The sequence below is a fragment of the Mariniblastus fucicola genome (assembly GCF_008087665.1).
Lineage (GTDB): Bacteria > Planctomycetota > Planctomycetia > Pirellulales > Pirellulaceae > Mariniblastus > Mariniblastus fucicola.
Genome location: NZ_CP042912.1, coordinates 365,120 through 376,385 on the forward strand (window position 1 = coordinate 365,120; position 11,266 = coordinate 376,385).

Sequence of the window (11,266 nt, forward strand, 5' to 3'; positions counted from 1 at the left end):
GACTGGTTAAAATGGAAACAGGCTACCGCCAAACGTTTGACCACCGCCTCCGGAACACGCGACATGCCTGACTTGGATTGCATCACGAAAAAAAATTGTCGTCGAATCGCGTTCACATTGTTGTCGTTGACATGGTTCGCAAGCATCGGCCTTGCGCAAGAACAAAACGGTCCAGCGGTATCTTTCAACGCCGACGTGCGGCCGATTCTGTCAAAACATTGCTACGCGTGCCATGGGCCTGATGAAGAAACCCGAGCTGCCGATCTGAGGCTGGACGCTGCAGGCGATGCGGACATGGAAGAAGTCATCGAGCGGATTACTTCGGACGACGAAGACTACGTGATGCCGCCGCCAAGCCACAACAAACCGCTGTCGGATGAGAAACGTTCTGTGCTCAAGCGCTGGATCGAAAGCGGCGCGGAATACGAAAGACACTGGGCTTTTGTCGCACCGATGAAAAAGGAGGTGCCCGACGGCACGCACCCCGTCGACTTCTTCGTTGATCAAAAACTGAAATCCAATGGGCTGAAGCGTTCTCCGCAAGCTGACCCGGCCACGTTGGTTCGCAGGGTGTATCTGGATTTGATTGGCTTGCCGCCGACGATTGAACAAGCCGATGCATTCATTAACGATCCGACGACAGAAAACTATCAGGCGATCGTCGACCAGTTGCTCGCATCGCCACGCTATGGCGAAAGATGGGCCAGAAAGTGGCTGGACCTCGCCCGCTACGCCGACACCAACGGCTACGAGAAGGACCGCGACCGAAGTATTTGGCCGTATCGCGATTGGGTCATCCGGGCGATCAATGAAGGCATGCCTTTCGATCAGTTCACGATCGAGCAACTGGCCGGCGACATGCTGCCAGACGCCACCCAGCAACAACTGGTTGCCACTGGCTTTCATCGCAACACGATGCTCAACGAAGAAGGCGGGATCGACCCGCTCGAGTTCCGCTACCACGCGATGGCAGACCGCGTGGCGACAACGGGAACGACTTGGCTGGGGCTGACGACTGGATGTGCTCAATGCCACACGCACAAATTCGATCCGATCACGCATGAAGATTACTTCGGCATTATGGCTTACATGAACAACGCCGATGAGCCAGAGCTCTTTTTGAAGGACGGAGAATCGCAATCGTCCGAAGATAAAAAACAACAGCGTGCACTGAAGTTGCTTTCTGAGCTGAAGTCGCATTGGCCTGAATCGACTGCAGAACAAGAGCATCCTGAATTTCAAGCCGCGTTCGATGGCTGGCTGGAGAAACAGAGAGCCAACTTGGTCAACTGGCGCACGATTGTTCCAGAGTCGATGTCTGCCAACATGCCGCATCTGACTCTGGAAGCCGACGGCGTGATTTTCGCGTCGGGAGACATCACCAAATCTGACACCTACACACTGAATTTCCCGGCGAGCACGTCGCCGATAACAGCCTTTCGCCTCGAAGCCTTGCCTGACGAACGTCTGCCCCGCGGCGGTCCGGGACTGACATACTACGAAGGCCAAAAAGGTGACTTTTTCCTCAACGAAATCGAAATTTCAACGGCAGACGGCGATTCCCTCGATTGGGCCGACGCTTCGGCAACCTTCGCCGGTTCGTCGTTCGGTTCGGCTGGCATCGGTGCCGCTTTGTCGATCGACGGCGACGTTCAATCCGGTTGGTCGATCGCCGGCCGGGTCGGTTTCCGTCACGTCGCTGTGTTCAATCTCAAAAAGCCGCTGCCGGCTGGTGAGAAGTTTACTTTGACCATGAAGTTCGGTCGTCACTTCGCCAGTTCGCTGGGCAAGTTCCGTTTCTCTGCGGTTGAGTCCGACAGCGTGATCGGCGCGACACTGCTTGATGACAGTGACAGCGATACGGAGGTCGAGCAGACGTTTTTGATGCAGGCGCCGCAGCTCAAATCCCACGCCGACAAAATTCGTAAGCTACTTCATCCGTTGCAAGGCAAATCGACGCTGGTGATGAGGGAACGTTCGCCAGGGCAGACTCGTAGAACATTTTTGCATCATCGCGGTGAGTACACGCAACCGGAACAGGAAGTGCAACCGCGCCTGCCAGAGGCGATCTTCGATGCAGAGAATCAAACGCTGCCTGAAAGTCGACTGGAATTCGCCACGTGGCTGGTCTCGCGAGACAACCCTTTGACGGCGCGTGTCGTTGCCAATCGACAGTGGGCCGCGTTCTTTGGGACCGGATTGGTGAAAACGGTCGAAGACTTTGGCATGCAAGGCGCTTTGCCCAGCCACCCTGCCCTGCTGGATTTCCTGGCGGTTGAACTGATGGATCAGGGGTGGTCGATCAAGTCGTTGCACCGAATAATCGTGACCAGCGAAACGTATCAACAGTCGTCTGCTTTCGAGAAAGCGAACGCAGAAGCCGAACGGTTGCTGCAACGGTTTCCGCGTAGGCGTCTGGACGCTGAAGTCATCCGCGATTCGAGCCTGGCTGCTGCCGGATTGTTGGTCGACAAGATGTATGGTCCACCGGTTCGGCCTCCGCAACCGGCGGGCGCGGCGGCGAACTACAGCAAGTCAAACTGGAAGGCCAGCGAAGGCCCGGATCGCTATCGTCGCAGTATTTACACGTATCAAAAACGGACCGCTCCGTTCGCGATGTACACGACTTTCGATGCGTCGTCGGGTGAATCCTGTGTGGCCAGACGTGACGCGTCGAATACTCCGTTGCAGGCGCTGACGCTGATGAATGATCCGATGTTTGTTGAGATCGCAGAGGCGCTGGGGAAACGGATGAGCGAATTCGAAGGTGAGGATGCCGCGAAAATTGAAGCCGGATTTCGTTGGGTGATGACGCGCAAGCCGAATGAAAGTGAACTTGGAATGCTTGCTGCGTTTCACGCGAAGCATCCGGATTGGAAGGCCATCGCCAGAGTGCTGCTGTGTTTGGATGAGACGATTACGAAGAACTAGTTAACGTGGCACGGTGGTCCCCACCATGTGCCTATTGGCCAGGTGCTGTTAACCGTGCCACCGAAACGCAAAATACGAAACTGAACTATGAACGAATCAACCAACATCGCCCGTCGCCAGTTCTTGCGCGACTGTGGAATCGGAATCGGAAAAATCGCTGCGGCAGGACTGCTCGCCAACGGCATGGCATCCAACGTCGGCGCGTTCTCCAATGACAATCCGCTCTCTCCGCGGCAACCGCATTTTGCTCCAACGGCCAAAGCTGTGATTCATCTGTTCATGGCCGGGGCTCCCAGCCAGTTGGAATTGTTTGACGAAAAGCCAACTTTGACGCGACTGGAAGGCAAGCCGCTTCCCAAATCGATCATCGGCGACCAACGCTACGCTTTCATTCAGCCGGACGCCGCCGTGATGGGGCCACGATTCAAGTTCAAACAGTACGGCCAATCAGGAATTTCGCTCGGCGAACCGATCGCTCCGCTCGGCGCGGTCGTTGACGACCTGTGTTTCGTTAAATCCGTGACCACCGACCAGTTCAATCACGCTCCGGCACAACTGTTGTTCAATTCAGGATTCTCGCAACCGGGCCGACCGTGTCTGGGATCGTGGGCGCTCTATGGTTTGGGCGCGGAAACGGAAGAGTTGCCTGCTTTTGTCGTCATGAACACCGGTGCGGGCCTCAGTGGTGGAACTTCGCTGTGGTCCAGTGGCTTTCTGCCGACGCACTACACCGGCGTGCGATTCCGCAACAGCCAGACTCCGATTTTGAACGTCGCGACGCCTGAAAAATTCTCCGCCGAAGTGCAGCACGATACGTTTGATCTGATTTCAAAGATCAATCAACAACGGCTGGGCGTCGTCGGCGATCCCGAAATCTCCACACGTATGAGCTCATTTGAGATGGCGGCTCGATTGCAAACGTCGGCACCGGAACTGATGGACTTCAGCGACGAAAGCAAAGAGACGATTGAGCTTTACGGTTGCGATCCAGCCAAACCTTCTTTCGCGAGAGCCTGTTTGCTGGCCCGGCGCATGGTCGAACGCGGCGTTCGCTTCATCAACATTTACCATTCAGGTTGGGACGCTCACAGCGACGTCGAAGGCAGCACGAAAGAAAAATGCGGCCAAACGGTACAAGGATGTGCGGCTTTGATTCAGGATTTGAAGCGAGTCGGTCTGCTCGACAGCACATTGGTGATTTGGGGCGGCGAGTTTGGTCGGACTCCGATGGTGGAAACCAATCCGGCACTCGGTCGCAAAGCTGGACGCGACCATCACCCGCAGGCTTTCACGATGTGGATGGCCGGTGGCGGCGTCAAAGGCGGGATGACTTACGGGGAAACCGACGAGTTCGGATTCCACATCGTCGACAAGAAAGTGCACGTGCACGATTTGCAGGCCACGATTCTGCACACGATGGGCTTCGACCACGAGCGACTGACTTACCATCACGCCGGACGGGACTTTCGGTTGACCGACGTGCACGGGAACGTAGTCCGCGATTTATTGGCGTAGCTAAGGGTGGCATAGGCTTCCAGCCTGTGAGTTGCATGTCATGCGTCTATCAAACACAGGCTGGAAGCCTATGCCACCACGCTTCATTTCCCAACGCGCACAAAAAAGCCGCCAACGAATTCGCTGGCGGAATAACGCGATGTCGGGCTGACGGAACAGCCACTCTCAAGGTGTTTCTCTAGCTACGGCGACGTCGTACAACAAAACCAACTAGGCCCAGTGCAATCAGACTCGCAGCACCAGGCTCAGGGACAGCAGCGACAGAAACCGTTGCTGCTCCATTGCTGGTTGTGAAGTTGGTCGTCGTCGTAGTCCCGGTTCCAGCAACTCCGCCGACCGTTGCGACGTCTTCCAGCCAGCGAGTAATCTTGTAGCCGGTAACTCCACCGGAAATATAGTCTGAGGCGAAGATCGTGGCGTCGTTGTTGGCACCGTCTGAAGTACCAAACGGGTTGTCCGAATCGGTTGTGACGTCGATGACTGAAGTTGACTCAGCCGTCCAGACATCCGCCGAGTTCATGATCACGTCGCTGTTTACGGTTGAGCTGACGGTATCCCAAAATCCAAGGTAGCTCAGGTTGCCGACAAGATTGCCGCCAGCGTCGATGAATTGAACTGCGGTCGATTCGAAAGCTTCGCCGGCTGTGTTTGCACTGGAAACTGTTACTGAAAAATCAGCCGCGTCTGAAACTCGATCGAACGTTACCGTGAGGCACTGTTCTACGTACTCACCCGTTGAACCATCGCCAGAGTCCCAGCCGGATCCGAATGTGAAACGATCGCTGCTGGCTTGATACTCGACACGGTTTTCGTCCGAATTGTTCGGGCCGCCATTGGTCACGCCATAGCTGGTGATGCCGGAGAACACGGTAGCTTCGGCCAAATAGTTGTGCGCGGCACCTGTTTGGTCGGTGAACATGCCCATCACCGTTGACGAGTTGCCAGTACTCTCATTTGCCAAATCTGGCGTGCCACTGGTGATGCCAGTTTCAGCGTCATCGTAGTTTGCACCGCCGATCGCGATGTCGGCGATTGCGAATCCGCCTGAAAAACTTACTGCAATCGCAGTTGTCAAAACAAGGATAAACTTCTTCATAGGGGAGACTCCGTTTGCAGCAAATCAAGGAAGGGAAAGGAGAGGATTGGTCTCGGTCGTCTGTCTGCTGCCAACAGCGGAGAGCCAAAGCTCCAAGTCGCAGTCGTGGGTGGGAATCTAATAATTAAAAATGAAATTTCGATGTACTGGTACCGTACATGAGTGTGACTAACAGAATCTTCATGTGAACAATATTTCACACAAGTGTCTGTCGTCAAAAGGGAGTCCATCGCGCCGCAACGGGCGAGTAGTGGGCGAGGCGTGACGGTGAAAGAGTGGATGAATAAAACAGTCAGACTGTCCACTGCAGAAGTGACAGGCTTTCGACATGCAGACACAGGCTGGAAGCCTATGCCACTGAGGGGGTCGGCCGAATATCGAGTCTAGAAGATGCCGCCATTTTGTCGATTTGGGAGGACGGATACGAATGTTGAAAACTCAGCTTCTTTGGTCTTGCCGTTAATGAAGTTGAGAAGCGCCTTCAAGTCGTCTTCGATTTTCAGTTTCTCAAACTCTTCCTTCTCTGAAGACTTGAGCGGTTTGAAGTCATCATCAGTGATTGCTTTGACAGCGTCTCGAACTGTTTCGCGATCGTTATCTGCAAGTTCGTTCTCGGATACGATTTCGCAGAGTTGGGACAGGAGGTGTCGGACGACTGCAGGGAGTCCTTTGATTTGTTGAACATTAACGGTCGTGGCTCCACCGCCAAATCCTCCGCCGCCAAGGCCTCCAGTTCCGTTACTTGCGATGCCGTGCTCGTTGAAACTCAAGGTTTGCCACGAATCGAATTTCAAATCTGTGCTGTCATCTTCAAACTTAAGGGAGATCGATTTCGTTATCAGACGGATCGCCAAAGGAAGTCGAACTTTGAATGAGTTGGCCGTATAGATGGGTTCGCCTGCTGGAGCATACGTCTCCCCGCTATCGAAATTTCGTAACAGCATCGATAGCAATGATTCTCGGGTTGCTCCTGAAGTTGACTCTGCGAGGAAATCGGCCTCGATCATTCCATCAAAGGAGTTGTCTCCAAAGTGATCGATGAAGCTTTGGTACACCCACGGCCTGTCAGAGACTTTGAGGTGGATGATGGATTTCTTTGCCAATGAGAGATTCGCGACAGTTTTTTTGCGGTTCAGAACTGTCGTAAGAAAGAATCGCACATTGGTATCGAGCGCGATTTTCTTGTCGCAAATTCGCTGCAACAATCGGTTGCAGTTCAAACGAAGCAATGTTTGGAATTCGGTCAGCCGGTTGGCGGAGACGCTGAAACCACCACTCAGCCCATAATTAATCAGGCTGCTACAGAACCCAATACTTTGCTCGTTTCCAGTGTCGATTTCCGTTTGAATGAACTCCACGATTTCAGCGTTCTTGAACTGCAAAATAGCTTTCGAGAACCCGTTGAAATAGACTTCGTCGGACCCTTCATTCCCGTGAATGGCATCCGGAGTGAGTTGCGATGCTCCATGCTGTCGGATCAGCGAACGGAAGAGCGAGAAGAATATCTTTTTCTGATCCGCTTCGGCAAGCACCGCACAGGCAGCGATCGCGTCGGCGACGGTTTTGGGTTCACGATCGTTTTCGGCGATTTTGAACCACTGCTCAAAAGTTCGCCCACGGTAGACGGGGGCTTCTTTTGACGGGGCTGATGGTTCGATGGCGACAACGTTAGCCGGTTCGGTAGTTTCTGCTTTCTTTCCAAATGACTCGCGAGCAAGAAGTCGTGAGTTTGGGCCGACGACAAAACGGCTCAGATCAAAATAGCTGCCGATGTCGCCCGAGGATACCTTTGAAAGCGTGGCGAGATCCTGGGCGATCTTTAGATCTTTAAGCCCTTCAGTGTATTGAGTTCGTTCGATCCCTCGTGGTCCAATCCACTTTTTGGTGAATTCAAAAACTTGCTTGTCGGTCAAATTTCGTTTGATCTGTCCTTCAACGTTTTCGCAAAGCTGAGTCAATAGAATTCGGATCGTAGCGGGAGGCCCATCGACGTGCCGCGTACCTTCAGGTTTTTCGTTAGACAATCCTCCCGTGTATGATTGGATCCAGCTCTCTGAACCGTCGGATTGTTTAACGTGATGCACCACACCTATTTCATCGAACCAAATCTCGTCGTAAGTTGAAAACTCCAATCCGCTTTCACCCTGAAGAAGCCTGTCGATGGATCGCGTTAAGAGTCGGTTGGACAGTCGAGCTGCGTTTTCGCGAGCGGTCACTCCAGCAGAGGAACTTCGCCAATTTTGCATTGCTTTCAATATTCGCTGTCGAGTTGGTCCAGTCGTCGCGGGCGAAAAAAAGTCACTTTCAATCGTGTTATTCATCTGGCCGTTGCGAAAATAAGTCAGCAGGCCATCGAGAATCGACAAACGCGCTTCCGCATCGACCGAGTCCAGGAATTGCTGACAAACCGATTCGTCGACGCGTGTGTCATTTCGCTGAGTCAGGAACATGCTCATAAAATTGGTGACGCCTTTGTCAGCTTTCAGTTCTCCCTGTTGCACGCGTTGCATCAGTGGCGTCAGATCGACGAACCTGTTCTCCCGAAGTTCACCGCGTTTTTTTTCGTTGGTCGAGTGCAATTGAGCGATGACCGAAACGCAGGAACCAAGACTTGATTCGTTGCCGTCTTTAATTTCTGTTGCGACGAATTTCCAGACTTCGGTCGGTTGAAACAGTTCCAGTGTTTTGATGAAAGCATTGCAATAAATGGACGCCGCAGTCGGTTTGTCAAATGGAACGGGGTACACACCATTTTGCCGCATCAAGTCACTTAGCAGTTCCTCGACTTGTTGACGTTGATCTCCCTCAGCCAGCGTTGCGCAGGCGATTAATGCTTCGGACACGGTTTGGGGCTCGAGATCGTTCCGGGCGATCAGGAACCAGTCGTCGAAACTTCGGCCGCCATAAATGGGAACTCCTCTGTCACGATCTGGTTCCTTCGTTTCATAGTGTTTTTCCGTCGATTCGATTTTTTGCTGAATCGCGATGACGCTGGGATGGCCCTCTCCTAAACGCGTAGCCAGCATGTCCTTTTCGACTTTCAGGGAAGCAATGATCGAATCGACATCTGAAAACCTGTCGGGGTGAAAGCTGGTTTGGCTTAAAGACTCTAGCCATGCAATCTCTCTGTCGACAGCCAGGACCGAGGGGTGTTGACGTGAATATTGTTTCATTAGTGATTTCTTTCTTGCTTTCGAAGCCAATAGCCTGATCGAGATCGCCTGCAACGCGTCATGATCGTTCGCCGCGTCGACGCTTGCGTCAGCTCCAAATGCGTTTTGATCGTTCTTGTTCGGTATCACGTTCGACGTCGACATCGTCACCGTGACGATCTGCTTGCCACCGCGAGTCATCGAAACGGACTTCGGCGTGATCTCAAACTGGCTCTCGTTTTCGGACACAACATTGAACGAATACTCCCCGGACTTGATGTCGAACGAATCTTTCGTCGAAGCGTCCAACACGCGAACCAGATCGCCATTTTCCAGAACCTGAACTTTGATGTTGTCGTCGGAAGCGTTGATGACCAGCTCGCCCTGGTCGGTCACGATGCGAAAAATCTGCGGCGACATCAGCCACGCTCCGACCGCCGCAATGCCTATCAGTGACACAGCGATGATCCAGTTTCGAAGTCTTTTTGGTTGAGTCGAAATGGGCTTGGCGGCAGACGGCGCTTGGAACGTTCCCGTAACTTTGGGAACCGGCTGCGGCCAGTCGGATCGGTCGTTGCCAAGGCAATGGATCAGATTCTGGGCGGAAGCCATGCGATTGCCGGGCTGCTTTTCCAGCAAGTTCATTGTCAAATCGGACAGCTCCTGATCGCAGTCCGGATTGAGCGCGACCGGCGGTTGCGGCGAATCCGTCTGGATCGTCTGAAGCGTACCTAACACCGTCGGCGCACTGAACGGAAGCCGGCCCGAGAGCAGCAAATACATCACGCAACCCAGCGAAAACAGATCGCTGCGTGGATCAAGTTCCATGCCGCGGGTTTGCTCAGGCGACATGAAACTGGGCGTTCCGGCCAGCATGCCGGTTTGCGTCAGGCTGGAATCTTCGTCGGCGATGCGAGCCAAACCAAAATCCAGAATCTTGATGCGTCCGGTGTCTTCGCAGATCCAGATGTTTGCTGGTTTGATGTCGCGATGGATCAGCTGCCGCTCGTGAGCCGCCGAAAGTCCTGATGCGATTTGGCTGACGAACTCACGAATCAAATCCTCTTCATGAAGTTCAGACTGGCCCGCGAGACGTGCCTCAAGTGTTTCTCCCGGAACCCACTGCATGGCGATGAAAGCCAAACGATCCTGTTGGCCGATCTGATAAATCGTCACCACGTTTTCATGTTCAATCGAAGCCGCCAACCGAGCCTCCGCGATAAACCGATCTCGGGCCACATCGCCGAGCGACGGACGAAGCACCTTCAACGCCACCAAGCGATCGAGTGATTGGTCTTTCGCCTGAAACACAACGCCTGTTCCACCGGCTCCGATCAGTCGAAGCAAACGATAGTCGCCCAACGTTCCCAACGAGTCATCGTCTTCTTCCGCTGGCGGCTCAACACAGCGCAGCACTTCTGCGGCTCGATCGGCCAGGCGCAGAGCGTCCTCGTGATTCTGCAGCGGTTTCGAATGCGCTTTCAGGTTGCCGGCCATCAGTCGTTGCATCAAACCGTCGATGGCCTGTGAGTCCGAATCTTCTGTCGGTTCCGGGATGTCGAGGGCATCGGAGACGTAGTGCGACAGCGTGTCGTTGGCGTCGAGTCCTCGCAAAGTTTCGTGACAGGTCTGGCAGTCCGAAACGTGGACTTCGCATTGGTCGAGCGTCGGCGGCTCAAGTCGCCCTTGGATGAACTGGAGCAGTGTGTCCGGATCGGGGCAGGAAGGTTTGGAGGACGTTTTCATGATTGCTCTCTTGGTCAGGTTCATTCTGGCAGAAGAGACTATGCGCGTGGTTGTGATATATTGTGTCGGCGGGCAAGAAATTTCTGAAAAAGTCAGTTTGGCCGCTCGTGAACGCGGAATTCCGGCTCGAAAGCTGACTGTGTCCGCATCTCAACAAACTCTAAAGCAGCCCACCGAGTTCGGCACGGAGCCGTTTCATCAAACGGGCTCGAGCGGAATAGATCGTCCAGGCACTGACCCCCGTTTGCTCAGCCGCCGCATCAACCGACTGACCGCCGCTCATCACCAGCTTGAGCGCGTCCCACGTGCCCGGCGCGAAATCATCCTGCATCAACTCCATTGCTCTGGCAACCAGCAGCCGCGCGTAGTCGATGTCCCAGGTCGATTCCGCAAACGAAACCGGAGCAAGATTCTCCAGCATCGAATCGGTGGCCGTTGCCAGCCGAGATGACTTACGGCGATGAATTTCGCGATACCTGTTCAACGTCACCGTTCGCAACCAGCCGCGAAAGCTTCGACTGGAGTCGTACTTGAATTCAGGCAGCTTTTGAAACACCTGAGTCAGAACATCCTGCACGAGATCGGAAGCTTCCGTCTGCCGCAGCCCGACTTTTCGAGCCCAGTAGAAAATCAGCGGTGTGTAGATCGAAACGAACCGTCGCCACGCCGTTTCGTCGGGAGTTTCACCTACCTGTTGCAGTCGGAAAAGAAGGCTCTCGGAAGTCGTGGTCATTGAGTCGCTGCCACTCTAACGGGGGCTTTTACGAGAACAGTATCGGCGAAAACAAACGGTACGCTGTCCAGCTTAGTCGACTCGCTGGCGGCC

At 54.0% G+C, this 11,266-nt stretch carries 5 protein-coding genes; 2 read left to right on the forward strand and 3 right to left on the reverse strand.

Features of this window, described 5'->3' with window-relative positions; all coding sequences use genetic code 11:
* Positions 1–63 precede the first annotated feature (63 nt).
* The gene (locus MFFC18_RS01465; RefSeq protein ID WP_084417174.1) at positions 64–2,931 is read left to right on the forward strand and encodes a DUF1553 domain-containing protein; all 2,868 of its coding nucleotides are present in this window, start codon (positions 64–66) and stop codon (positions 2,929–2,931) included.
* A gap of 87 nt (positions 2,932–3,018) precedes the next feature.
* Positions 3,019–4,446, forward strand: coding sequence for a DUF1501 domain-containing protein (locus MFFC18_RS01470; RefSeq protein ID WP_075084918.1), 1,428 nt, complete (start codon positions 3,019–3,021; stop codon positions 4,444–4,446).
* A 178-nt stretch (positions 4,447–4,624) separates the two neighbouring features.
* Here MFFC18_RS01470 and MFFC18_RS01475 read toward each other — a convergent pair whose 3' ends face one another.
* From MFFC18_RS01475 to MFFC18_RS01485, 3 genes are all read right to left on the reverse strand, one after another.
* Positions 4,625–5,542, reverse strand: coding sequence for a PEP-CTERM sorting domain-containing protein (locus MFFC18_RS01475; protein WP_075084917.1), 918 nt, complete (start codon positions 5,540–5,542; stop codon positions 4,625–4,627).
* 383 nt (positions 5,543–5,925) lie between these two features.
* A complete protein-coding gene (locus MFFC18_RS01480) occupies positions 5,926–10,440 on the reverse strand; it encodes a serine/threonine protein kinase (protein WP_157665166.1) in 4,515 nt (1,504 codons plus the stop codon).
* A 160-nt stretch (positions 10,441–10,600) separates the two neighbouring features.
* A complete protein-coding gene (locus MFFC18_RS01485) occupies positions 10,601–11,173 on the reverse strand; it encodes an RNA polymerase sigma factor (RefSeq protein ID WP_075084915.1) in 573 nt (190 codons plus the stop codon).
* Between the last annotated feature and the right edge of the window lie 93 nt (positions 11,174–11,266).

Excerpts from the sequence above, each read along its gene's own strand:
- MFFC18_RS01465 (WP_084417174.1), top strand. The coding sequence starts at position 64 with ATGCCTGACTTGGATTGCATCACGAAAAAAAATTGTCGTCGAATCGCG.
- MFFC18_RS01470 (WP_075084918.1), top strand. The coding sequence starts at position 3,019 with ATGAACGAATCAACCAACATCGCCCGTCGCCAGTTCTTGCGCGACTGT.
- MFFC18_RS01475 (WP_075084917.1), bottom strand. The coding sequence starts at position 5,542 with ATGAAGAAGTTTATCCTTGTTTTGACAACTGCGATTGCAGTAAGTTTT.
- MFFC18_RS01480 (WP_157665166.1), bottom strand. The coding sequence starts at position 10,440 with ATGAAAACGTCCTCCAAACCTTCCTGCCCCGATCCGGACACACTGCTC.
- MFFC18_RS01485 (WP_075084915.1), bottom strand. The coding sequence starts at position 11,173 with ATGACCACGACTTCCGAGAGCCTTCTTTTCCGACTGCAACAGGTAGGT.